Source organism: Arthrobacter sp. A2-55, assembly GCF_025548615.1.
GTDB classification, from domain to species: domain Bacteria; phylum Actinomycetota; class Actinomycetes; order Actinomycetales; family Micrococcaceae; genus Specibacter; species Specibacter silviterrae.
In genome coordinates this window covers 47,760-70,915 of record NZ_JAJLOZ010000009.1, presented here as the reverse complement: position 1 = coordinate 70,915, position 23,156 = coordinate 47,760, and the positions used below count along the sequence as shown (strand labels likewise).

The window sequence follows — 23,156 nt, the reverse complement described above, 5'->3', positions numbered from 1 at the left end:
CCCCTGCAGCTTTTCGTAGGCCGAGACGGGATCGACGGCCGTCCCGTAGGTGGGCAGCAGCGAGGACGCGGCCACCACGGCCTTGACGGCGTCGTCGGCGGCCGGGCCCATCACGGAACCCGGGGCGCGCATGCGGGTCAGGGCCACCGGGGTGGGAGCGCCGTTTTCATTCATGACCGTCACCACGGCCTCGCCAATGCCGGCCGAGGTGAGGACTTCCTCGAGGTTGTAGTCGCTGACCGGGAACGTGGAAACAGTTGCCTTCAGCGCCTTGGCGTCGTCGGGGGTAAAGGCGCGCAGGGCGTGCTGGACCCGGTTGGCGAGCTGGGCCAGGACATCGCCGGGAACGTCCTTGGGGGTCTGGGTGACGAAGAAAATGCCCACGCCCTTGGAACGGATCAGCCGCACGGTCTGGGTGATCGCGTTCAGGAAGGCCTTGCTGGCGCCCGTAAAGAGCAGGTGCGCCTCGTCAAAGAAGAACACGAGCTTGGGCTTGTCGGCGTCGCCCACTTCGGGAAGGTCGCGGAACAAGTCCGCCAGGAGCCACATGAGGAAGGTGGAGAACAGCAGGGGCTTGTCCTGCACGCTGGGAAGTTCCAGACAGGTGATCACGCCGCGGCCGTCCGGGGCGGTGCGCAGCAGCTCGGCGGTGTCGAACTCCGGCATGCCGAAGAAGTCGCTCATGCCCTGGGCGTCGAGGGTGATCAGGTTGCGCAGGATGACGCCGGCAGTGGCCTTGGACAGCCCGCCCAGCTCCTCCAGGTCCGCCTTGCCTTCATCGGAAGTGAGGAATTGGATGACGGCGCGCAGGTCCTTGAGGTCGTACAGTTCCAGGCTCTTGGTGTCCGCATAGTGGAACACCAATTGCAGGCTGGATTCCTGGGTCTCGTTCAGGCCCAGCACGCGGGAGAGCAGGATGGGGCCGAAGCTGGTGATGGTGGCGCGCACGGGCACGCCGTTCCCGGCCCCGCCCAGGGCCAGGAATTCCACGGGGAATGCCTTGGATTCCCACTGCTGTCCGATTCCCTGGGTCCGGGCCGTGAGCTTGTCGCTGCCCGTGCCTGCCGTGGCCAGCCCCGTGAGGTCGCCCTTGATGTCCGCCATGAACACAGGCACGCCGGCGGTGGAGAGCTGCTCGGCCATCATGTGCAGGGTGACGGTCTTGCCGGTGCCCGTGGCCCCGGCCACCAAGCCGTGCCGGTTCATCATGGCCAGTGGCAGGCTGACCTGCGCCTCGGGGTGGACGGCGCCGTCCACAATGGCGGCCCCAAGGGCGATGGATGAGCCGCTGAACGTGTAGCCGGCCTGAAGGGATGAGACGATCTCTGCGGGTGTCTTGGTAGCCATAACGAAAGCGTACCCGCCGTCACATCCTGCGTCTTGTATCTGCGTGGGGGATGTCCGCGGCGCCGGGACCATGAAGTGGAGCGCCGTTGGGGGGGCTGACGGGGTCGCGTTTCAAAGTGACGGGTCATCACCCCAGCAGCAGCGCCACCACAAACATGGCCGGGATGGCCAAAATGGTGGTGGCCAGCACGGTGTCCTTCGCCACTGTCACGCCCACCTGGTAGCGCTGCGCGGACACATAGACATTTTGGGCGGCGGGCAGGGCCGCGGCCACCACCACGGCAAACAGCGCGGCGCCGTCCATGCCGATGAGAAAACGCCCCAGCAGGTACGCAACCACGGGGTGCAGCGCCAGCTTGAACCCGGTGGCCAGCAAGGTGTCAGTCCGCCAGCCGTCCTTGGCTGCCAGCGGCTTGCTGCTGCCCAGGGACATGCCGAAGGCGATCAGAATGGCGGGAATGGCCGCGCCGCCAATCAGGTGCACGGGCTCGGCAACCAGGGCCGGCAGTTTCCAGTGCGTGGCTGCCAGCACCAGGCCCACCAGGGTGCCCAGAATCATGGGATTGCGGAAAATCTGCAGGAACACCCGGCCCGGGGTGGCCCTGCGCCCGCTGGTGGTGGTGTCCAGCAGCAACAAGTAACACGGGGTGTAAAACGCCAGCTGGAAAATCAGCACGGGCGCAATCAGCGCGGCATTGCCCAAAACGTAGGCCGCGATGGGGATGCCCAGGTTGGCGGCATTGACCACCGAGGAGGACATTGCGGAGAGCAGCGCCTCGCTGACCGAGCGCCGCAGCCACAGCCTGCTGATCAGGAAAAACAGCCCGCCGGTCATGACGGCGCTCAGGGCCGCGGCCAGCAGCGGCGCGGAAAACACTTCCGCCAGGTCCGCCTTGGACAGGGTCTCCAGCAGCAGCGCAGGGCTGGCCACGAAAAATGACAGCCGGCTCAGGACCTCTGGCGCATTCTCGCCCAGCACTTTTTGCCTGCCCACAAACCAGCCGACCAGGATAATCAGCCAGACAACCGAAAACCCCTCGATGACAGCTAGCATGGCGGGGTTTGCAGGGTGGCGTTCACGGCGGGCACGTCCCTAGCCTATGCCGAGAAAGCGCATTCCGGCCGCCAAAGGAACAATAGCGGTCAGCCTGTCGGATTCGCCGGGAAGCACGACGGCGGCGCCAGGGCAGGTGCCGGGACTCGCCTACCGTGCGGCGAGGGCTGGGCGGGACAGGCCCTCGGTGATGGCCTCGGCCGGGTCGGTGCCCAGCTTGACGATCTTGTTGTTGGCATCCACGTGGACTACGGCGGGAACATAGTCGCGCGCCTCGGCAATGGACATTTGGGCGTAGGTGATCAGAATGACCAGATCGCCCACATTGACCAGGTGGGCGGCGGCGCCGTTGATGCCGATGACCCCCGAGCCGCGCTCGCCCGCGATGGTGTACGTCTCCAGCCGGGCTCCGTTGGTGATGTCCACAATGGAGACCAATTCGCCGGGCAGGATGTCTGCGGCGTCCAGCAGATCGGCGTCGACGGTGACGGAACCAACGTAGTGCAAGTCGGCGTGGGTCACGGTGGCGCGGTGGATCTTGGACTTAAACATGGTTCGGTTCATAACGCCTCCAGTCTACCGCGGGGGCCTTGCAGGTTGCTGTGAGCGGGGCCATAGCCGAAACATATCGCTATCTGCGGCCCACGGGAGTCAGCTTGCGGCCCATGATGGCCCGGGTCAGCGCGTCCACCACCTCAGTGTTTGCCAGCGGGTTGCGGATCAAGGTGAAGTCCACGTCTCCCACGGGCGGCAGGTCAAAGCGTTTCGTGATGATTTTCAGGTCGTCAGGCACCAGGGAGGTGGGCATGACGGCAATGCCAATTCCGGCCCGGAGTGCGGCAAGAACTCCGCTGATCTGCTTGGTGGTGCACGTGACCCGCCACGTCCGGCCCACTTTCTCGAGGGCATCCAGCGCCAGTTTCCGGCTCAGGCTCGGTGCCGGGTACACGATGACGGGCACGGGGGCTCCCGGTTCAAGCACTGTCTGTTCCAGCCCCACCCAGGCGAACGGGTCCGTCTTGACCACTTCGCCTTCCTGGGCGCCGGAGACCCATTTGACGAATACCAGGTCCAGCAGCCCGGCCTGGAGCCGCCGGTGCAGCTGGTCGCTCTGGCTGACGGTCAGCTCCAGGTTGATCTGGGGGTACAGCTGGCGGAACTCGCGCAGAATCCGGGGGAGCCCGGTAATGGCGAGGTCGTCCGCCGTGCCGAAGCGCAGCCGCCCGCGCATGGCGGCACCGGAAAAGTAGCGGGTGGCGGCGTCATTGGCGGCGAGGATGGTGCGGGCAAAGCCGGCCATGGCGTCCCCATTGTCGGTCAGCCGCACGTCGCGGGTGTCCCGCGCCACCAGGATTCGCCCGGCCGCCTGCTCAAGTTTGCGCACGTGCTGGCTGACGGTGGGCTGGCTGATGCCCAGCCGTTCCGCCGCCCGCGTGAAATTGCGTGTTTGGGCCACGGCCAGGAAGCTTTTCAGCTGGGCCGGGTCAAAAGAGGGGGTGTCATGCATTCGGAAATCACCTCACGATTACGATTCGCAATGGTACTTATAGGCACCATACCTCTTCCCTATGAAGAATGCTTCCGTAGTGTTAACGGCAGGACCCCCCAAAAACCCTTCCAGCCCAGGATTAAAGCGTTGACGCCCCCACCAGCAACCCCGAATGCTGCCCTGACCGCCCCCATCAACATGGTGACCACGCGCCCGCCGTGGAGCCAAACCTTTTCCTCGCTCAAAATACGCAACTACCGCGTGTTTGCCACGGCAAACCTGCTGGCCGTCACCGCCGTCTGGATGCAGCGCGTGGCCCAGGACTGGCTGGTGCTGGAACTCTCCGGTTCCGTCACCGCCGTGGGCATCACCGTGTTCATGCAGTTCATCCCGTCCCTGGTGCTCATGCCGCTGGGCGGAATTCTGGCGGACAGGTACTCCAAGCGCCTGATCCTGATGATCAGCCAGGGCTCCGCCGGGATACTGGCCGCCATCATGGCCACCCTGGCGCTGACGGGTCACCTGCAGGTGTGGCACGTCTATCTCATCGCCTTCATCCTGGGCCTGGTGGTGGTGGCCGACCAACCCGCCCGCCAGGTCTTCGTCAATGAACTGGTGGGGCCGAAGCAGCTCCGCAACGCCATCAGCCTGAACTCCTCCATTTTCCAAATGGGCGGGATGATCGGCCCGGCCGTCAGCGGTGTCCTGATCACGGCAGTGGGTGGCGGCTGGGCCTTCGCAGTTAACGCGCTGGCCTGCACGGTCACCGTCATTTCCCTGATCCTGATCCGCCCCGGCGAGCTCATCAAGTCGGCCCCCGCCAAGCGTTCCAAGGGCCAGCTCATGGAAGGGGTGCGGTACCTGCGATCCAAGCCCACCATCTTCTGGCCGGCCGTGATGGCCGGCTTCATCTCCGTGTTTGGCCTGAGCCTGGCCGTGCTGATGGCGGCCTACGCCAACAACGTGTTCGACGCCGGTGCCGGAGGCTACGGCCTGCTGAACACCCTGGTTGCGCTCGGGGCGCTCATGGGAGCCTTGGCCTCGACCCGGTTTGCCGTGCTGCGCCTGCGCTCGGTGATTACGGCTGCCGGTGTCTACGGCGTGGTGCTGATGCTGGCGTCGCTTTCCCCCAACATGGTTACGTTTGGCATCGTCATGGTGGTGGCGGGCTTTGCGTCACTGCTCTTTTTGACCAGTTCCAACCAGCTGGTGCAAATGTCCACCAACGTGCTGGTCCGTGGCCGCGTCATGAGCCTGTACATCATGGTGCTCATTGGTGGACAGGCGCTGGGCGGCCCTCTCATGGGCTGGCTGGCCGAGCACCTCGGCGTCCACTGGGCCATGCTGGTGGCCGGCGGCATGCCGGCGCTGGCAGCCGCTACCATCGGAATCACGCTGGCCCGCCGCGGCCACCTGGCCCTGAAGGTTAATCTCCGCAGCCTGCGGGCGCCCCTGTTCATAGTGCCGAAAAATTCATAGATTACATTCCCAGCCACCGGACCTAGACTTAAACCACGTAGAAACTACGCTTTCATTGCCGGCTTGATTGGTCGACCCTGACCTACGCCGGTGACACCATGCCCACAAATCCCAACCACGTCGTCGAAACGTACTCAGCCCTGCTGAAAACGGTGCGGACAGCGGGACTCATGCGCCGCCGTCGTGCGTTTTATGGGATGGTGTTCGCCATCCTGGTGCTGGCGCTGGGGGCCGTCGGGACCGGGTTCGTGCTCTTGGGGCAGACCTGGTACCAGCTGCTGATCGCGGCCGCGCTGGGAGTCCTGTTCACCCAGTTCGCGTTTTTGGGCCACGAGGCAGCCCACCACCAAATCTTCGCCTCCGGGCGGACGAACGACTGGACGGCGCGGATTTTGGGGCCGCTGCTGGTGGGCATGAGTTATGCCATGTGGGTGAAGAAGCATACGGCGCACCACCAAAATCCCAACACCAAGGGCAAGGACCCGGACATCCACACCGGCGTGGTCGCCTTCCATGAGGAAGGTGCGGCCAGCAAGCGCGGGTTTGCCGCCGTCGTGACCCGGCACCAGGGGGCGCTGCTGTTTCCCCTGATCCTGTTCCTGGGGTTCAGCCTGGTCCTGGACTCGGCCAAGACGCTGTTTGGCCGGCGCGGCGTGCGGTTCCGCTATGTGGAGATCGGCCTGTTGGTGCTGCGCTTTGGTGCACTGCTGGTGGTGCTGTTCCTCATGCTGCCCTGGGGTATGGCGTTGGCCTTCATCGGCGTGCAGATGGGCGTGTTTGGCTTCTACATGGGGGCGTCCTTTGCACCGAACCACAAAGGGATGCCCATTTTGGAGGCCGGCAGCCGCGTTGATTTCCTGACCCGCCAGGTGGTGACGAGCCGCAATATTCGCGGCGGGATCTTTATGGACACGCTCATGGGCGGGCTGAACCGGCAGGTGGAGCACCATCTGTTCCCGGACATGGCCCGGCCTGAGCTGCGGCGCAGCACCGCCCTGGTGCGCGAGGCCTGCGGTAGGAACGGCATTGCGTTGACGGAAACCGGGCTGCTGCAGTCCTACGCCATCGTGGTCAGGTACCTGAACCGGGTGGGGCTCTCCGCCGTAGATCCCTTTGAATGCCCGCTGGTTCGCCAGTTCCGCTAAGTGCGGGCCGGCCCCAAAAAGCTGAATAGTGCCGCGGCCACTTGGTCCATGTCCTTCAGCCCGCACTCCCACACCGTGATGGTGCCCCAGCCCAGGCCGTCAAGCAGGGCCAGTGCCTGGGCGTCCCGCTCCACCGTACGGGCGCGCTTGGCCTCCCAAAATTCGGGGTTGGTCTGCGGTTTGTGGGTGCCATTGGGACACGAATGCGAATGCCAAAAGCAACCGTTGACAAAAATGGCCTTGCGGCGTGCAGTGAAGACGATGTCCGGTGTGCCGGGCAAACCCACGGCATGGAGCCGGTAGCGGTAGCCCGCCGCAAAAAGCAGCCGGCGCACCTGCATTTCCGGTTTGGTGTCCTTGCTCTTGATGTTCGCCATGACCCTGTGGCGCTGGTCCCTGGTCAGGGAATCAACCATGGCCTCCATGCTACGCGCCGGGCGTACCGTGGGGGATAGGGATAGCTAGAAGGAGTGTGGCCATGGAACAAGCCAGCGTTCGGTACATTGTCAATGACGTCGACGCCGCCATTGGGTTTTACGTGGGGCAGCTGGGGTTTGTGGAGGTAATGCACCCGGCTCCGGGATTCGCCATGCTGTCCCGCGGCGCCTTGCGCCTTTTGCTCAGCGCCCCCGGCGCCACGGATCTAAACGGTGCACCGGGAGGGGGCGGCCGGGCCCTGGCGGATGGCACGCTCCCCGTTCCCGGCGGGTGGAACAGAATCTCCCTGCAAGTGGCGGACGTTGCTGCGCAGGCGGCCGGCCTCCAAGCCGCGGGCGTGCCGCTGCGCAGCTCCGTGGTCCAGGGAGTCGGGGGCCGGCAGGTATTGGTGGAGGACCCGTCCGGCAACCTGGTGGAGCTTTTCGAGCCGATCCTACCCCCAGCGGCCGGGTGACCACTGGCCGGGGGCGCGCTACGCCACCGGCAGGTGGGGGTAGTCTGCCCGGCGCCGCTGGAACTCCAATATGGCCGGGTTGACGATGATGCCGTCGCGGATTTCAATGGCGCGCCGGATGGTGTCGTTTTCCGCCCAGGCCGCCGGGCCGGCCAGCACCGGTTCAATGAACGGCAACAGGGCTTCGCTGATCTCCCACGAGGCCGAGTTCCACAGGTAGCTGGGGGTGTGGTCCACGGCGTAGTAGTTGACGTTGTCGCCCACCGTAAACATCGGATCGGTGAAGCTGGTGTTGCGGGCCCAGCTAAAGCCCATGCCCTCGTCGCAGGAAACATCCACAATCAGGCTGCCCGGACGGAATCCGGCCAGGTCTGGCTCCGTCAGGTACGTCATGGGCGCATTCGGGTCCTGCAGCGTGCAGTTGACCACAATGTCCGCCTCGGCGAGGAACGCTGCCAAGGGGGCGTCGCCGTCGTCGAGCATGACAAATCCGGTGTGGGGAGGCTCGGGCGCGAAATCGAACTGCACCATTTCGGCGGAGTGGATCGGCGCAGCCACGGCGGCCACGCTGCGGCTGGTAAGCACCTGCACCTCGCGGATGCCCAAGGCATTCAGTGCTGTGACGGCGCCGCGGGCGGTGGCCCCGAAGCCGATCACCACGGCCTTCATCCGGCGCCCGTAATCGCCTGTGGAGCCAATCAGCGACAGCGAATGCATGATCGAGGAGTACCCGGCCAGCTCGTTGTTCTTGTGAAAGACATGCAGGCCAAAACCGCCGTCGGACGCCCAGTGGTTCATGGCTTCAAAGGCGATCAGGGTCAGCTTCTTGTCAATGGCCAGCTGGGTGATCTCACGGTCCTGGACACAGTGCGGCCAGCCCCACAGCACCTGGCCGTCGCGCAGTTCCGCCAGGTCAGAGGCCTGCGGCTTGGGCAGAAGCACGACGTCGGCACCCGCCACCACCTCTTCCCGCCGGAACACGGCGCCCACCAGCTCCGCGAGGGCACCATCTGACATGCCAAACTGCTCCCCGTAACCTTCCTCGACCACCATGCGGGCGCGGATGTCAGCCTCGATGCGGGAAAAGTGCTCGGGATGAATCGGCGCGCGGCGCTCATCAGGCTTGCGCGAGGTGCCAATGACGCCGAGCCGCAGCCCGGAGCTTGCGGCCGTCATTTTTTCTTTGCGGGGGTGGGCTTGTCGGCGATGCTGGGCCCCGCTTCGCCGGCGCGCTTGTCTGCGCGCTTTTCCTTGATGGACTTGCTGGACTTTTTTGATGCAGTTTGCCGTGGTGATTTGTCGCCCATGTCAGCTCCCTAAGGTGGAACCGAAGATGGTCCCATAGCCCTGACCCTACACGCACTGGCTTGTTAAACGGCTGGGTGCCCCGGACGTTGTGGACAACGGCCGGGGCACCAGACTTGCGCTGAGCGGGCGACGGGAATCGAACCCGCGTATCGAGCTTGGGAAGCTAGCGCTCTACCATTGAGCTACGCCCGCACTGAAGCGTCCCCGTCAAGCAGTGGGGACATCGAACAAAAGTCTAGCGGATGTTCAGGGGTGCTTTGTACACTGTGCCGGCCGCCCGGGCGGCATGCTAGAAAATCAGCTCGGGATCGTTTTGCTGCTTTTTGCCCTGGAACAGGCGCACCAGGGGCTCCACGAAACGGGCTGCAACGGGGCCGAAAACGGCCATGATCAGCACGTAGGTGGTGGCCAGGGCGGCCAGCTCGGCGGGCACGGCGCCGGAAGCGACCGCCAGCCCGGCAATGACGATGGAAAATTCACCGCGGGCAATCAAGGCGGCGCCGGCGCGGGCCCGGCCCATGACCGCTATGCCCTGTTGCCAGGCGGCCCACCAGCCGGTAATGACCTTCGTGGCGACAGTTACCACGGCCAGCAGGAGGGCAAACCCCAGAACGGGGGGAATGGTGCGCGGGTCCGTGTTCAGGCCGAAGAGTACAAAGAACATGGCGGCGAAGAGGTCCCGCAAGGGTTCCAGCACGCGGGTGGCATTCTCCGCTGTACCACCGGAGATGGCGATGCCGAGCAGGAACGCGCCGACGGCGGCGGAGACCTGCAGGGCGGAGGCAATGCCGGCCACCAGCAGCGCTGCCCCCAGCAGCTTGAGCAGGAAGGATTCCCTGTCCGGGCTGTCCAGCACTGTGGAGACCAAGTGTCCGTAGCGCAGGGCCCCGACCAGCACGGCCGAGATGACGGCGAGGGAAATGCCCAGTGCCGTCAACCCGCCCAGCAGCGACACCCCGGCCAGAACCGCCGTCAGAATGGGCAGGTAGGCGGCCATGGCCAGGTCCTCGATTACCAGGACGGCAAGCACCACGGGTGTTTCACGGTTTCCCAGCCGCCCCAAGTCTCCCAACACCTTGGCAATGATGCCGGAGGACGAACTGTAGGTGATGCCGGCCATCACCAGTGCGCCCACGGGTCCCCAGCCCAGGATCAAGGCGATGGCAATGCCGGGGAGCATGTTCAGCACCAAATCGAGCAACCCGGCCATCCAGGATTGCCGCAGGCCCGTGACGAGTTCCTTGGCCGTATATTCCAGGCCAAGCATCAACAGCAGGAGGATGACACCGATTTCGCTGGCGATGTGGGCGAAGCCGTCGATCCCGCCCAGGTTGACCAGGCCGCCCTCACCAAATGCCAGCCCGCCCAGCAGGTACAGCGGCACAGGGGACATCCCAATGCGTCCGGCCAGGCGTCCCAAAAATCCCAGCGCAAAGAAAACTACGCCTAACTGGATGAGGGAGAGCGTGGTCGGATCCATGGTGGACCCTATGGCCGGGACTGCAGTATTGCAGCAGCTTCCAAGAGTCCTGAATCGGTCCCCACAATGACCACCATGTCCCCGGTCTTCAGCACTTCATCCGGGCGGGGGGAGCCAATGACCTCATGGTCCCGCAGCAAGGCCACGATGGAGGTGCCGGTGCGGGTGCGCATTTGAGTGTCGCCCAGGGGCCGCTCGGCAAAGGTGCTGCCCGGGCGGACCAGGATTTGGTGGGTTGTGACGCCGGGGACGTCCTTTTGTTCCGCCGCCAGCTGCGCGATGAGTTGCGCCGAGCCCAGCAACGAGCCCAGGGCGGAGGCTTCCTCGGCGCTGAGCGGAATGGACGCGGCGCAGGTGTCCGGATCGTCCACCCGGGAGAGGATCAGCTCCGTGTGGCCGTCACGGTGGGTGACAACGCCCACGCGGCGTCCCGTTCCGAGCCGCAGCTCCCTCCGGACACCGATGCCCGGGAGGGGAGTCTCTTCAATATTCATGGTCCCACTTTAGTCGTGCACCGCGGGCAGCGGCGGGATAGATAAAAACGCCCAAAAATATAACGCCGGAAGCTGTCCAAAAAGTCCTGTGCCACCAGCCCCGGAGCCCATGTGCGCTATTTTTAGAAGGTGCTGATCTCAGACCGCGACATACGTGCCGAAATCGATGCCAAGCGTATTGTCTTGGACCCCTACGAACCCGCCATGGTGCAGCCCTCCAGCGTTGATGTGCGCATTGACAGGTACTTCCGTCTCTTCGACAACCACCGCTACGCGCACATTGACCCCTCGGAGGAGCAGCCGGACCTGACGCGCCTGGTGGAGGTGGATCCGGAGGAGGCTTTCATCCTGCACCCGGGCGAGTTTGCGCTGGCCTCCACCTATGAGACCGTCACGCTGCCGGACGACGTGGCCGCCCGGCTGGAGGGAAAGTCCTCCCTGGGCCGGCTGGGCCTGCTCACCCACTCCACGGCCGGCTTCATTGACCCTGGCTTTTCCGGACACATCACCTTGGAACTGTCCAATGTGGCCACCCTGCCCATCAAGTTGTGGCCCGGGATGAAAATCGGCCAGCTCTGCTTCTTCCAGCTCTCATCCCCGGCGGAGCACCCCTACGGCTCGGGCCAGTACGGCAACCGCTACCAGGGGCAGCGCGGCCCCACCGCCTCCCGGTCCTTCAAGAACTTTCACCGCACCAAAATCTAGCGCCCGGGTGTTACGCCCCTGCGGCGTGCGGCGGTGCCTTGACCGGCAACAGCAGCAGCAGCCCGGCCAGCAGCACCACCAAGATGCCGATGATGCCCCACCGCTGGGCGCCAAACAGCACAATGCACAGGCCAAAGAGCTGCGGTGCCAGGAAGGAAACTGCCCGCCCCGTGGTGGCGTAAAGCCCAAACAGTTCGCCCTCCTGCCCTTCCGGGGCCAGTCGGCCCATGAAGGTGCGGGCCGACGACTGGGCCGGTCCCACAAACAGGCACAGGATCAGGCCAAAGACCCAAAAGGCCGTCTTGCCGTGGAGAAACAGCACGGCGCTGCCGGAAACCAGCAATCCGCACAGGGACGTGACAATGACGGCCTTGGGGCCGAACTTGTCATCGAAGAAGCCGGCGGAAAGGGCGCCCACGGCGGCCACCACGTTCCCGGCGATGGCGAAAATAAGCACGTCCCCGGTCTTGAAACCAAACGATCCCACCGCCAGCACGGCGCCGAAAGTGAAGATGGCGGCCAGCCCGTCGCGGAAAATGGCGGAGGAAATCAGGAAGTACACGGTGTGCCGCTCCGACTTCCACAGCAACGCAATGGTCCAGAAAAGCTCCTTGTAGGACTGGAAGAAGCCAACATGGGGCTCGTTCGGGTCCGGCTCGCTTTCCGGGATGGCCAGCATCACGGGAATCGAAAAGATGATGATCCACAGGGCGGAGAACACGGCCACGGCACGGTAGGTCATGCCGTCCGCGGAGGTGATGCCGAAGATCCCCACCTCCGGCTTGATCAGCGCAAAATACACGAAGAGCAGCGCCACAATGCCGCCGAGGTAGCCTGACGCCCAGCCCAGGCCGCTGATCTTGCCGATGGTGTGCTTGGTGGAAATCTGCAGCAGCATGGCGTTGTAGTTCACGCCGGCAATCTCAAAAAACACGTGCCCGGCAGCTATGAGCATGCAGCCAAGCAGCAAGTACGACTCATGCGGCTGCACAAAGAAGCACGCACCGGTGAGCAGGGCCACGATGAGCGTGTTGATGCCCAGCCACAGCTTTCGCCGGCCGCTGTGGTCCGTTCGCTGCCCGGCGACGGGGGCCAGGAGGGCGATGGCGAACCCGGAGATCGACAGGGCAAACGCCAGGACAGCCGTGGCATGGTCTGCGCCGCCGAAATCCTTGCCGGTCAGGTACAGGGCCGTGAAAATGAAGGTGGTCATGACGGAGTTGAAGGCCGCGCCACCCCAGTCCCAGGCGGACCACGCCACGATCTGCCGCTTGGTGCCCGGCGGGGTGTCCGCTGCGGCAGGTGGGAAATCCATGGCCTGCGGGAACTGAGTCATACGGCACATGCTATCCGCCCCGTCGCGGTGAATGCTGTCACATTAACGCAACGGTTCACCGCGCCGCCCGGGGCCGGTGCAATGGCCCTTGATAGGCTGGGAAGGTCGGGAACCGACCTCTACTGTGATTCAGACGTCCCTGCCCGAACCCTGCGGAGTCCACCTTGTTGATTGTCCTTTGTGCACATTTCATCATGGCTTTGCTCGCGCCCATTTTCTTTTCCCGATGGGGCCGCGCCGCGTTTTACGTGCTGGCAGCCGTCCCCGCCGCCAGCTTTGCCTGGCTGCTGACCCAGTACGGGGCCGTATATTCCGCCACAGGCATCAATCCGGTGCTGGACATCCCCTGGATCCCCGCCCTGGGCGTCAACCTGACGTTCCGCATGGACGCGCTGGCCTGGCTCATGAGCCTGCTGGTGCTCGGTGTTGGCGCGCTGGTGCTGGCCTATTGCGCACGCTATTTCAAGACGGACGACGCCGGCCTGGGCGGCTTTGGTGCCCAGCTGCTGGCTTTTGCGGGGGTCATGTTTGGGCTGGTGACAGCGGATAACCTGATTCTCCTGTTCGTATTTTGGGAATTGACCACTGTCCTCTCCTATCTGCTGATCGGATATGCCCGCACCCGCATAGCCGCCCGTCGCGCGGCGCTGCAGGCACTGGTGGTCACCACCTTTGGTGGTTTGGCCATGCTGGTGGGGCTGATCATGGTGGGCGAGGGTGCCGGGACGTACAGCATCTCCGACGTGCTGGACAGGGCGCCGCAGCTTGTGGCGGCCACGGGCACGCCGGGCACCGTGCTGGACATCGGCGTTGCGCTGATTCTGGTGGGGGCCGTGACAAAGTCCGCGCTGCTGCCCTTCCACTTTTGGCTGCCGGGGGCCATGGCCGCACCCACACCCGTGAGCGCCTACCTGCACGCCGCCGCCATGGTGAAGGCGGGCATTTACCTCGTAGCCCGACTGGCCCCCGGCTTTTCCGGCACCGCGCACTGGCAGCTCCTGGTGACGGTGCTGGGCCTGGCCACCATGCTGGTGGGCGGTTGGCGGGCGCTGCGGCAGCATGACCTCAAGCTCATCCTCGCCTACGGCACCGTGAGTCAGCTGGGTTTCCTGATGGTGGTGGTGGGCCTTGGCAGCCGCGAGGCGGCGCTGGCGGGGATGGCCATGGTGCTGGCCCACGGCCTGTTCAAGGCGGCGCTGTTCCTGGTGGTGGGCATCATTGACCACCAGTCCGGGACCCGCGACATTCGTGAGCTGTCCGGGGTGTTCCGCTCCGCGCCCGCGCTGGGCGTGGTGGCCCTGATTGGGGCCGCCTCCATGGCAGGGCTGCCGCCACTGGCAGGATTTGTGGCCAAGGAATCCGTGTTTGCGGCCTTTGAGGCCCATGCCCGCTACGGCTCCGCCGGGCACGCGGCAGGTGTCGCGGTGCTGGCCCTGTTGGTCATTGGATCCATTTTGACGTTTGCCTACAGCGCCCGCTTCCTGTGGGGCGGCTTTGCCCGGAAACGTCCCGCCCCGGGCGGGGCCGCCCGGGGCAGGGCCGCCGCGCCTGTGGCCGACACACCCTTCAAATCCGTGGGCTGGCTGTTCCTTGGCGCGCCCGCACTCCTCAGCCTGCTAACAGTGGCCTATGGCGCATATCCGCAGCTGGCGGAACGCTGGATTGCGCCGTACAGCGCCCCGTTTCCGGCCAATGACCCACACCCGCAGCACCTGCTGTTGTGGCACGGGGTGACGCTGCCCCTGGTCTTGAGCGCCGTGGTGGTTGGCGGCGGCCTGGCCTTGTTCCTGCTTCGCCGCCGGTTTGAGTCGCTGCAGGCGCGGATGCCGGCGCTGGTGGATTTGGAACGCCTCTACCGGCAGGCCATTGTGGTGCTGGACCTGGTGGCCATCTGGGTGACCGGCCGCACGCAGCGCGGTTCGCTCTTCTTCTACCTGGCAGTCATCCTGGGCACGGCCATTGCCGCCGTGAGCGCCGTGCTGGCCACCACGGGACCGGACTGGCTGGGCCGGCACTACACGGTGGATGGCGGAACCCCTTTCCAGGTCATCGCGGGCGTGGTGATTGTGGTCGGTGCCTTAGCGGCGGCCCGCGCCAGCAAGAGGTTCATGGCCGTGCTGATGGTTTCGGTCACCGGCTACGGCGTGGCGCTGATCTTTGCGCTCCAGGGCGCCCCGGACCTGGCATTGACGCAGATGCTGGTGGAGACCATTGTGCTGGTGGCGTTTGTGCTGGCCATGCGCTCCCTGCCACCGGGCCTGCGAGAACGCACCCGCGGGAGCCACAAGCTGCTCCGGGTCATCCTGGGGGCCGCGTTCGGCGCCGTCATGGTGGTGGTGGGGGTGGTGGCCATGGGATCGCGCATCGCCACGCCCGTCAGCCTGGGCCTGCCCGCCTTGGCGTACACCGGCGGCGGAGGCCTCAACGTGGTGAACGTGACCCTGGTGGACATCCGCGCTTGGGACACCTTTGGGGAAATTTCGGTGCTGGCCATTGCCGCAACCGGTGTTGCCAGCCTGATCTTTGTCCGTGGACGCGGACAGCGGCTGGCCCGGGCCGAGACCGTGGAAACGGGCAGCATTGGGCGCGTTGGCGTGCCGGATGGGTCCCCGAGCCCCGTCGCAGAACTGGCCAGGCGCTTTGCCGTGGTGCCCGGCAACCCGTGGCTGGTGGCCGGGCGCACGCTGGCCCCCGAGCGGCGATCCATCATCATTGAAGTGGTCACCCGGCTGGTGTTCCACAGCATCATGGTGCTGTCCATCTACCTGCTGCTGGCCGGGCACAACGGCACGGGCGGCGGCTTCGCCGGCGGACTCGTGGCTGGGCTGGCCCTGACCATCAGGTATCTGGCCGGCGGGCGCTTTGAGCTGGCGGAGGCCACCCGGGTGTCGGCCGGAACCCTGCTGGGACTTGGGCTGGCGGCTGCTGCCCTGACGGCGCTGGCACCCCTGTTTCTGGGCGGCGAGGTGTTCCAAAGCGCCATCCTCTCCTTTGACCTGCCGGTGTTCGGGCACGTGAAGTTTGTGACCTCAACCCTCTTCGACATCGGCGTGTACCTGGTGGTGGTGGGCCTGGTGATTGACGTGCTGCGGAGCCTGGGTTCGGAAATTGACCAGCATGAGGAGGACGGCATTGGGGACATCACGTTGATTGAGGACGACGAGCCGCTGGAGGTGGGCCGGTGAGCGTCAACCTGACACTGCTGCTGGTCATGGGCGTGCTGTACGCCATCGGGATCTACCTCTTGCTGGAACGCAGCCTGACCCGGGTGCTGCTGGCCCTGATGCTGCTGGCGAACGCCACCAACCTGCTGCTGCTGGCCACGGGCGGCTACGCCGGGCTGGCACCGATCTTCGGCAAGGATATTCCCGCCACGGCATACAACGATCCGCTGCCGCAGGCCTTCATCCTCACCTCCATTGTGATTTCCTTCGCCGTCACGGCCTTCATGCTCAGCCTGATCTACCGGTCATGGCTGCTCAGCCGGGCTGACCACATCCAGGATGACCGGGAAGACCGCCGTGTTGCCAGGCAGGAATTGTTCGACGCCGAGGAAGACTCCGAAATTGCCATTGAGGTGTCCGACTTCCATGAAAACAACCAGCCGGCGGGCAGCCGCGAGATGATTCCCGAAGTGACCTTGAAGAAGGCAGCAGTGCACCACGCCGTCAAGGAAGGCGGGGAATGAGCATCGCATCCCTGGCGCCGCTCGCCGTCGTCCTGCCTTTCCTGGGCGCAGCCCTGGCCTTTGTGCTGATCCGCCAGCCGCGCATCCAGCGCCGGGTCAGCCTGGGCACGCTGGCCGTGACCCTGGCACTGGAAGTGCTGGTGCTCGCCTTTGTCTGGCAGTCCGGCCCCGTGGCAGTGCACCTGGGCGGCTGGGCGCCGCCGTTCGGGATCGTCATGGTGGCGGACCAGTTCTCCTCGCTGCTGCTGGTCATTTCCTCCGCTGTCAGCCTGGCGGTGCTGGCCTATGCGTCCGGCCAGGGCGCGGCCGACGGCGAGGAAGGCGGGCCCCTGTCTGTTTTCCACCCCACGTACCTGATCCTGGTGGCCGGCGTGTCCAACGCATTCCTGGCCGGTGACCTGTTCAACCTGTATGTGGGCTTTGAGATCCTGCTGACGGCCAGCTACGTGCTTATGACGCTGGGCGGAACCGGATCGCGCATTAGGGCGGGGATCACCTACGTGGTGGTCAGCGTGGTGTCCTCGCTGCTGTTCCTGATAGCAATTGCCATGATTTACGGCGCCACGGGAACCGTCACCCTGGCCGACCTGGCCATCAAGCTGGGGCAGCTGGACCACGGGACCCAGCAACTGCTGCACGTGCTGCTGCTGGTGGCCTTTGGCATCAAGGCTGCCGTCTTTCCGCTCTCCTTCTGGCTGCCTGACTCCTATCCCACGGCGCCGGCACCCGTGACGGCGGTGTTCGCCGGGCTGCTGACCAAGGTGGGCGTCTACGCGATCATCCGCACGGAGACCCTGCTGTTCCCCTCCGACCATTTCAACACCGTGCTGATGTGGGCGGCCCTGCTGACCATGCTGGTGGGCATCCTGGGTGCGCTGGCCCAGACGGACATCAAGCGCATGCTCTCCTTCACCCTGGTGAGCCACATCGGGTACATGATCTTCGGCGTCGCGCTCTCATCAGTGCTGGGCCTGGCCGCCACCATTTTCTACATCATCCATCACATCACCATCCAGACCAGCCTGTTCATGGTGACGGGACTGGTGGAGCGCCGCGGCGGCACCTCCGCCATCTCGCGGCTGGGCGGGCTGGCCAAGCTGTCCCCCCTGCTGGCCGCGCTGTACTTCATCCCCGCCATGAACCTGTCCGGCATCCCGCCGTTTTCGGGATTCCTGGGGAAGCTGGGCCTCTTGCAGGCCGGCGTGGCGGACGGCTCGCCCATGGCGTACGTGCTGGTGGTGGGCGCCGTGGCGGCCAGCCTGCTGACGCTGCTGGTCATGGCCCGCGTGTGGAACCGCGTGTTTTGGCGCAGCACGGCCGACGCCGAGGACCCTGACCCCGTGCTGCTTGCCACGGCCCCGGACGCCTCCGGCAGGCGGAGCATGCGGGCGCTGCGCACCAGCAGGTATGTTGACGCCACCGAAGGCCGGTTCGCCGGGGAGAACGAGATCCCGATCCTGCCGAAAATGATGGTCTACTCCACCCTGGGCCTGGTGGTGCTGGGCGTGGCGCTCAGTGTATTCGCCGGGCCATTGTTTGAGCTCAGCCAGCAGGCGGCGGACGCCATGCTTGCGCGCACGCCCTACATTGCGGCCGTGCTGGGGGCGGGTGCTCCATGAGGCGGACCGTGGACGCTGTGCGCAAGCGCCGCACGTGGCAGCGGCTGCCGCTGCTCATTTGGCTGGTGGTGGTGTGGGGTGCCCTGTGGCAGGACTTCAGCCCCGGCAACCTGGTTTTTGGCCTGCTGATTGCCCTGGGGGTCTCGCAGGCGTTTTATCTGCCTCCCGTGGAATTGAGCGGCCGCTTCAACGTGCTGCACGCCCTGGTGTTTGTGATGTGGTTCCTCAAGGAAGTCACGGTGGCCAGCGCCCTGGTTGCATACTGGGCTGTGGCGCATGGGCCGCGCATCCGAAATGCCGTCATCGCCGTCCCCCTCCGCAGTCATTCGGACCTGCTCATGACGGCCACCGGCCACGTGCTGTCGCTGATCCCGGGGTCCCTGGTGGTTGAGGTGGACCGCGGCACCGCCACCTTGTACATGCACGCCATGAACACGCCCACGGCCGAAAGTGTGGAGCAGGCCCGGGCCGGGATCCGGGACATCGAGGCCCGGCTGATCCGCATCATGGGCAGCCGCGAGGAACTTGCCGCCCTCACCGTTGAGATTCGAGATAACCACGCCCCGAGGGAGGAACCATGACGGGACTGGGAACAGTGGGCGTAATTGTCGCCGTCGTGCTGTCCCTGGCGGCGGCAGGCACCATTTACCGCATCGCGGCCGGGCCGTCGCTGCTGGACCGGGTCATCGCCGCGGACGTCCTGCTGGCCATTTTCGGCGCCGCCCTGGCCACCGACATGGCACTGAAGCACCACACGGACAACCTGGCGCTGCTGGTGGTCCTGAGCGTGGTGGGATTCATTGGCTCCGTGACGGTGGCCCGCTTCGTGGCGCACCGCAAGGAGGAAGCATGAACGTGGTTGATGTGCTGACGGCCATCTGCCTGCTGGGCGGGGCCGCCATGAGCCTGGCCGCAGCCGTCGGACTGCTGCGGTTTCCTGACCTGATGAGCCGCATGCACGCCGCCACCAAGCCGCAGGTGCTGGGCCTGTTCCTGATGCTGGCCGCCGTGGCGCTGCAGCTGCAGGCCTGGTCGCTGCTGCCCGCGCTCCTGGTGGCCTGGCTGTTCCAGCTGCTGACGGTGCCGGTGTCCGCTCACATGGTGGGCCGCGCCGGCTACCGCACCAAGCACCGCCGCCCCGAACTCCTCACGGTGGACGAGCTCAATGACGTGGTAGAGGCCGTTGTGGAAGAAGGCGGCGCCTAGACCTCTTCGGGGTGCTGGTTGAAGCGGGCAATGGCCTTTTGGGTGGTGCGCCCGGCCAGGACCTGGATGATGGCGGCCACGGCGGAGGAAACCAGGGCAAAGGTGAGTGCCGAGCGGAGGCTGTTTTCCAGATTGGCTCCGTCCTTGGGCGGCTTGTTGCCGGTGCTCTTTTCCCACGCGGTGTCAACGATCTTGCTGGCCACAAACCCGGCAGCCACGCTGACGCCCGTGCCGAGCAGCTTGAACACGATATTCACAAAAACACTCCTTGGGGTGGGGCGGGGTGACGCGGTGGTGGACCTGTTGCTAGCCTAACCGTTTGCCCTCGACAGCGGTCAACGCTGAGGGAAAATATGGACGGGCCATTGCCGCGCCGCCCCTCCAAGCCAAGCACGACGGCGGTGGGCCGCCCGCCCAGGGCGCCCCGCCGCCGTCGTGCGTCATCAACATTCGCCGCCAACCGGCCGTGCGGGTAGACTAAAGCCGCAATTCAACACGACAGGGGAGCGTCATCCCGACCCGGGAACCGGCGCTGAGAGTGCGGTTCGCCGCAGACCCTCGAACCTGCTCCGGCTAGTACCGGCGAAGGGAGTCGAGTTCTCTTCGGCTGCGCGGAAATACCGCCGCGGCCGCCCCTCCTGAAAAGGAGGAAACATGAGCAAGTCAGTCGCGGGCAATTCCGCAAACTCCAAGTCAGCACCCAAATCCACGTGGCGCGTGGTGGACATTGTGGTGGCCTCCGTGCTGTCCGTGGCCGTGGGCGTCGTCTTCTGGCTGTGGTCCGCCGGCTACGGCGTGATCGCCGCTTTCACCGTGGCCTTTCCGCCCCTTGCCGGCCTGTACGGCGGCGGCTGGCTGATTGCCGGCGTGATCGGCGCACTGGTGATCCGCAAGCCCGGCGCCGCACTGTACTGCGAGATAGTGGCCGCCATTGTCGAGGCGCTCTTGGGCAGTTCCTTTGGCTTTACCGTGCTGCTGTCCGGCCTGGTCCAGGGGCTCGGCGCGGAAGTGGCCTTTGCCGCCTTCCGCTACCGCCGCTTCACACTGCCCGTGGCACTGCTGGCCGGTGCGCTGGCGGGCGTGGCCATGGGCATCAACGATTCGCTGGTCTACAACGTGGTGTGGGACTTCCCCTGGAAGCTGGTCTACACCGTGTTCGGCGCCATTTCCGGGGCTGTGCTGGCCGGGTTGCTCTCCTGGCTGGCAGTGCGCGGGCTGGCCCGCACCGGCGCCCTGGCCAATCTGCCCTCCCGCGGGGCTGCCACCGAACCGGTGGTGTAGGGAATGGCCCGCCAGCCGGGCCGAGGTGCCCCGGCCCGGAGTGCCCCGGCACTGAGCGCCCCGGGCCGGAGCGCCCCGGCGCGGGTCAGTGCCCGGGGGTGGGGCTGGCAGCACGCAGGCCGCCCGGCCAAGGCCATCCACGATCTTGACCTGGAGATCGCACCCGGCGAACGGGTGCTGCTGCTGGGACCCTCAGGCGCCGGCAAGTCCACGCTTTTGCACGCCCTGGCAGGTGTGCTGGGCGGCGAGGAGGGTGCCGACGAGTTTGGCACGCTCCTCATTGACGGCGCGCCCGTGGCGGAATCCCGCGGCCGCGCCGGGCTCATGCAGCAGGACCCCGACGCCCAGGTGGTCCTCTCCCGCATTGGCGACGACGTGGCCTTCGGTGCGGAAAACCTGTCCGTGCCGCGGGAGGAAATCTGGCGGCGTGTACCGGAAGCCCTGGAACAGGTGGGGCTGAAGTTGCCGCTGGACCACTCCAGTTCCGCCCTGTCCGGCGGGCAAAAGCAGCGGCTGGGCCTGGCCGGGATGCTGGCCATGCGCCCCGGGCTGCTCCTGCTGGACGAACCCACCGCCAACCTTGACCCCGCCGGCGTGGTGGACGTCCACGACGCGGTCCGGCGCAGCCTCGATGCCACGGGGGCCACCCTGGTGGTGGTGGAGCACCGCGTCTCCGTCTGGCTGGACGTGGTGGACAGGATTGTGGTGCTGGCGCCCGCGCGTGCCGGGGAGCCGGGCGGCGTGCTGCTGGACGGCGCCCCCGCGGAGGTCCTGGCCCAGGCAGCCGGCATGCTGGCCGCCGCCGGGGTCTGGGTGCCGGGCCGGGTTCCCGCCGTGCGTCCGCGGACTTTTTCGGCCACGGACGACGCCGGTTCCCACCTACTGCTCGACGCGGAGGCCCTGGCCGTCTCCCGGCAGGCCGGGACGCGACGGCACCCGGCCGTGCCGGCCGCCGTCGTGCCTTGCGTGCGGATCTCCGCGGGGCAGGCCCTCAGCGTGACCGGGCCCAACGGCGCCGGGAAATCAACGCTGGCCCTCACCCTGGCCGGGCTGCTGCCGGCCGTGGGCGGGCGCCTGGAAGCCAGCCCGGCCCTGGCCCGTGGTGCCGGCAGCGCGCCGCTGAAATGGCGCGGGCGGGAGCTGATCAGCCGGATCGGCTATGTGTTCCAGGAACCGGAGCACCAATTTGTGACGGGCACCGTGCGCGATGAACTGCTGTTTGCGCCGCGGCTGCTGGGCCGGGGGGAGGCCTCCGCGGACGGGCTGCTGGAGCGGCTGCGCCTGGGCCACGTGGCGGACGCCAACCCCTTCACGCTGTCCGGGGGCGAAAAGCGCAGGCTGTCCGTGGCCACCGTGCTGGCTGCCGGTCCGCAGGTGCTGGTCCTGGACGAGCCCACCTTCGGCCAGGACGCCAACACCTGGGCCGAGCTGGCCTCGCTGCTGACCGAACTGCTCGACGCCGGCACTGCCGTGGTGTCCGTGACGCACGACTCCGCCTTCACCCAGGTGTTGGGAGGGGCCCGGCTGGTCCTCGGCTCGCCCGTGGACCCTCCTGTTGAAGTTCGAGATAACCACGTGCGGATGACCCTGCCGGCGGCCGAGCCGGGGGCTGAGCCGGGGGCTGCACCGAAGCCCGTGGCGGAGCCTGTGTCGCAGACGGGGGTGCGGAGATGAGCGTGGATGTTCTTGCCGCCCCCCGGTCGAACGCCTGGCTGGCGGGGGCGAACCCGCTGGCCAAGCTGGGCGCCGCCATGGCCATCACCGTCGCCCTGCTCCTGAGCGTGGACTGGGTGTCTGCCACGGCGGCCCTGGTGCTGGAATGCCTGCTGCTTCCGCTGGCCGGCCTGGGCGCCTCCTTGTTGTTGCGTCGGGGCTGGCCCGTGTTGCTGGCCGCCGTGGTGGGCGGCTACGGCACGGCGTTGCTGGCACCCAAAACGGGCGAGGTGCTCCTTTCGGCAGGGCCGCTCCTGTTCACCACCGGTTCCGTGGAGTCCGGTGTGGCCATTGCGCTGCGCGGCCTGGCGATCGCCCTGCCGGGGATCATTGTCCTGGCCAGCACCGATCCCACCGACTTGGCGGACGCGCTGGCCCAGAAGCTCCGCCTGCCGCACCGCTTTGTGCTCGGTGCCCTGGCTGCGATGCGCCTGGTGGGCCTGCTGGTGGCCGAATGGCAGACCCTCGGCATGGCCCGCCGCGCCCGCGGGGTGGGCAGCGAGCCCGGCTTCTTCAGCGGCCTGCGCGCGTCCCTGGGGCAGGCCCTGGCGCTTCTGGTCCAGGCCATCCGCAGGGCGTCCCGACTGGCAGTCACCATGGAGGCCAAGGGCTTTGGCGCCGGGCCCCGCACGTGGGCCCGCGAATCCGTCTTTACGCGGCGCGACGCCGCGGTGGCGGCAGGGGGATTGGTGATGGTGGCCGTGTCGGTGGGGGCCGCCGTCGTGCTGGGAACGTGGAATCCTGTGTTTGGCTAACCCTCCGCCGAGACAGCGGATCAACGCCGAGACCGGATGGAATATCCTGCGGATCTCGGCGCGCATCCGCTGTCTCGGCGTTGCGCACGGAATGTCCGCAGGGGGAGTACCGTAGTGGGAGACGGTTTGCGAATTAGGCCGCCGAATAGACTTATCGCATGCAAT

The 23,156-nt window shown here is 66.2% G+C and carries 24 protein-coding genes, 1 tRNA gene and 1 riboswitch; of the genes, 13 read left to right on the top strand and 12 right to left on the bottom strand.

Going from position 1 to position 23,156, the window contains the following annotated elements; genetic code table 11:
- From LPN03_RS04615 to LPN03_RS04600, 4 genes are all read right to left on the bottom strand, one after another.
- The coding region (locus tag LPN03_RS04615) for a DUF853 domain-containing protein (RefSeq protein WP_262453282.1) at positions 1 to 1,347 on the bottom strand (1,347 nt) is incomplete at its 3' end.
- Between the two features lie 127 nt (positions 1,348 to 1,474).
- On the bottom strand, positions 1,475 to 2,401 hold the full coding sequence (locus LPN03_RS04610; protein ID WP_262453281.1) for an AEC family transporter: 927 nt from the start codon (positions 2,399 to 2,401) through the stop codon (positions 1,475 to 1,477).
- Positions 2,402 to 2,551: 150 nt separating this feature from the next.
- Positions 2,552 to 2,965 carry an aspartate 1-decarboxylase gene (gene panD / locus LPN03_RS04605; RefSeq protein ID WP_262453280.1) on the bottom strand — a complete coding sequence of 138 codons (414 nt, stop codon included), beginning with the start codon at positions 2,963 to 2,965 and terminating at the stop codon, positions 2,552 to 2,554.
- A gap of 67 nt (positions 2,966 to 3,032) precedes the next feature.
- Positions 3,033 to 3,908 (bottom strand): LysR substrate-binding domain-containing protein, encoded by an 876-nt coding sequence (locus LPN03_RS04600; RefSeq protein WP_165183178.1) that lies wholly within the window; start codon positions 3,906 to 3,908, stop codon positions 3,033 to 3,035.
- Positions 3,909 to 4,037: 129 nt separating this feature from the next.
- Between LPN03_RS04600 and LPN03_RS04595 the strand changes: the two genes are divergently transcribed.
- Both LPN03_RS04595 and LPN03_RS04590 read left to right on the top strand, forming a co-directional pair.
- A complete protein-coding gene (locus LPN03_RS04595; RefSeq protein ID WP_410468558.1) occupies positions 4,038 to 5,369 on the top strand; it encodes an MFS transporter in 1,332 nt (443 codons plus the stop codon).
- 98 nt (positions 5,370 to 5,467) lie between these two features.
- Positions 5,468 to 6,514, top strand: a complete 1,047-nt coding sequence (locus LPN03_RS04590) for a fatty acid desaturase family protein (protein ID WP_262453279.1) — start codon at positions 5,468 to 5,470, stop codon at positions 6,512 to 6,514.
- Here LPN03_RS04590 and LPN03_RS04585 read toward each other — a convergent pair.
- Positions 6,511 to 6,930: a very short patch repair endonuclease gene (locus LPN03_RS04585; protein ID WP_262453278.1), complete on the bottom strand. Its 420-nt coding sequence runs from the start codon at positions 6,928 to 6,930 to the stop codon at positions 6,511 to 6,513. The genes LPN03_RS04590 and LPN03_RS04585 overlap by 4 nt on opposite strands.
- A 62-nt stretch (positions 6,931 to 6,992) precedes the next feature.
- Between LPN03_RS04585 and LPN03_RS04580 the strand changes: the two genes are divergently transcribed.
- Positions 6,993 to 7,406: a VOC family protein gene (locus LPN03_RS04580; protein ID WP_262453277.1), complete on the top strand. Its 414-nt coding sequence runs from the start codon at positions 6,993 to 6,995 to the stop codon at positions 7,404 to 7,406.
- A gap of 18 nt (positions 7,407 to 7,424) precedes the next feature.
- On the opposite strand, the gene LPN03_RS04575 is transcribed toward LPN03_RS04580, so the two are convergent.
- The 5 genes from LPN03_RS04575 to LPN03_RS04555 all read right to left on the bottom strand — a co-directional run bounded on the left by LPN03_RS04575 (position 7,425) and on the right by LPN03_RS04555 (position 10,688).
- Positions 7,425 to 8,582: a N(5)-(carboxyethyl)ornithine synthase gene (locus LPN03_RS04575; RefSeq protein WP_262453276.1), complete on the bottom strand. Its 1,158-nt coding sequence runs from the start codon at positions 8,580 to 8,582 to the stop codon at positions 7,425 to 7,427.
- Complete coding sequence (locus LPN03_RS04570; RefSeq protein ID WP_262453275.1) at positions 8,579 to 8,713, bottom strand: hypothetical protein; 135 nt, start codon at positions 8,711 to 8,713, stop codon at positions 8,579 to 8,581. The genes LPN03_RS04575 and LPN03_RS04570 overlap by 4 nt, the downstream gene beginning before the upstream one ends.
- 122 nt (positions 8,714 to 8,835) lie before the next feature.
- Positions 8,836 to 8,906 (bottom strand) — tRNA-Gly (locus LPN03_RS04565).
- A gap of 97 nt (positions 8,907 to 9,003) precedes the next feature.
- Positions 9,004 to 10,194 (bottom strand): cation:proton antiporter, encoded by a 1,191-nt coding sequence (locus tag LPN03_RS04560; protein WP_165181695.1) that lies wholly within the window; start codon positions 10,192 to 10,194, stop codon positions 9,004 to 9,006.
- A gap of 8 nt (positions 10,195 to 10,202) precedes the next feature.
- Positions 10,203 to 10,688, bottom strand: a complete 486-nt coding sequence (locus LPN03_RS04555; protein WP_165181694.1) for a cation:proton antiporter regulatory subunit — start codon at positions 10,686 to 10,688, stop codon at positions 10,203 to 10,205.
- A gap of 129 nt (positions 10,689 to 10,817) precedes the next feature.
- On the opposite strand from LPN03_RS04555, the gene dcd reads away from it, so the two are divergent.
- Positions 10,818 to 11,393, top strand: coding sequence for a dCTP deaminase (gene dcd / locus LPN03_RS04550; RefSeq protein WP_165181693.1), 576 nt, complete (start codon positions 10,818 to 10,820; stop codon positions 11,391 to 11,393).
- A gap of 10 nt (positions 11,394 to 11,403) precedes the next feature.
- Here dcd and LPN03_RS04545 read toward each other — a convergent pair whose 3' ends face one another.
- Entirely contained in the window at positions 11,404 to 12,729 is a 1,326-nt protein-coding gene (locus LPN03_RS04545) for an MFS transporter (RefSeq protein WP_410468557.1), read from the bottom strand.
- Positions 12,730 to 12,893: 164 nt separating this feature from the next.
- Here LPN03_RS04545 and LPN03_RS04540 point away from each other — a divergent pair, with 164 nt between their 5' ends.
- The 6 genes from LPN03_RS04540 to mnhG are packed head-to-tail and all read left to right on the top strand — an operon-like array spanning position 12,894 to position 19,242.
- A complete protein-coding gene (locus LPN03_RS04540) occupies positions 12,894 to 15,914 on the top strand; it encodes a Na+/H+ antiporter subunit A (protein WP_262453274.1) in 3,021 nt (1,006 codons plus the stop codon).
- The gene (locus tag LPN03_RS04535; protein WP_165181690.1) at positions 15,911 to 16,417 is read left to right on the top strand and encodes a Na(+)/H(+) antiporter subunit C; all 507 of its coding nucleotides are present in this window, start codon (positions 15,911 to 15,913) and stop codon (positions 16,415 to 16,417) included. Before LPN03_RS04540 ends, LPN03_RS04535 begins: the two co-directional genes overlap by 4 nt.
- Positions 16,414 to 18,036, top strand: coding sequence for a Na+/H+ antiporter subunit D (locus tag LPN03_RS04530; RefSeq protein ID WP_262453273.1), 1,623 nt, complete (start codon positions 16,414 to 16,416; stop codon positions 18,034 to 18,036). The genes LPN03_RS04535 and LPN03_RS04530 overlap by 4 nt, the downstream gene beginning before the upstream one ends.
- Positions 18,037 to 18,044: 8 nt before the next feature.
- Positions 18,045 to 18,617 carry a Na+/H+ antiporter subunit E gene (locus LPN03_RS04525; protein WP_262453272.1) on the top strand — a complete coding sequence of 191 codons (573 nt, stop codon included), beginning with the start codon at positions 18,045 to 18,047 and terminating at the stop codon, positions 18,615 to 18,617.
- Entirely contained in the window at positions 18,614 to 18,889 is a 276-nt protein-coding gene (locus LPN03_RS04520; protein ID WP_165181687.1) for a monovalent cation/H+ antiporter complex subunit F, read from the top strand. The genes LPN03_RS04525 and LPN03_RS04520 overlap by 4 nt, the downstream gene beginning before the upstream one ends.
- Positions 18,886 to 19,242 carry a monovalent cation/H(+) antiporter subunit G gene (gene mnhG / locus LPN03_RS04515; protein WP_262453271.1) on the top strand — a complete coding sequence of 119 codons (357 nt, stop codon included), beginning with the start codon at positions 18,886 to 18,888 and terminating at the stop codon, positions 19,240 to 19,242. The genes LPN03_RS04520 and mnhG overlap by 4 nt, the downstream gene beginning before the upstream one ends.
- On the opposite strand, the gene LPN03_RS04510 is transcribed toward mnhG, so the two are convergent.
- Positions 19,239 to 19,499 carry a DUF4235 domain-containing protein gene (locus tag LPN03_RS04510; protein WP_165181685.1) on the bottom strand — a complete coding sequence of 87 codons (261 nt, stop codon included), beginning with the start codon at positions 19,497 to 19,499 and terminating at the stop codon, positions 19,239 to 19,241. The two genes, mnhG and LPN03_RS04510, sit on opposite strands and share 4 nt — an antisense overlap.
- A 233-nt stretch (positions 19,500 to 19,732) precedes the next feature.
- A riboswitch (TPP riboswitch) is annotated at positions 19,733 to 19,850 on the top strand.
- Positions 19,851 to 19,896: 46 nt separating this feature from the next.
- On the opposite strand from LPN03_RS04510, the gene LPN03_RS04505 reads away from it, so the two are divergent.
- From LPN03_RS04505 to LPN03_RS04495, 3 genes are read left to right on the top strand one after another with little or no spacing between them, the layout of a single operon-like run.
- Entirely contained in the window at positions 19,897 to 20,523 is a 627-nt protein-coding gene (locus tag LPN03_RS04505; RefSeq protein ID WP_262453270.1) for an ECF transporter S component, read from the top strand.
- A gap of 3 nt (positions 20,524 to 20,526) precedes the next feature.
- Positions 20,527 to 22,197, top strand: coding sequence for an ABC transporter ATP-binding protein (locus LPN03_RS04500; RefSeq protein ID WP_262453269.1), 1,671 nt, complete (start codon positions 20,527 to 20,529; stop codon positions 22,195 to 22,197).
- Positions 22,194 to 22,991 carry an energy-coupling factor transporter transmembrane component T family protein gene (locus LPN03_RS04495; protein WP_262453268.1) on the top strand — a complete coding sequence of 266 codons (798 nt, stop codon included), beginning with the start codon at positions 22,194 to 22,196 and terminating at the stop codon, positions 22,989 to 22,991. Before LPN03_RS04500 ends, LPN03_RS04495 begins: the two co-directional genes overlap by 4 nt.
- Positions 22,992 to 23,156 lie beyond the last annotated feature (165 nt).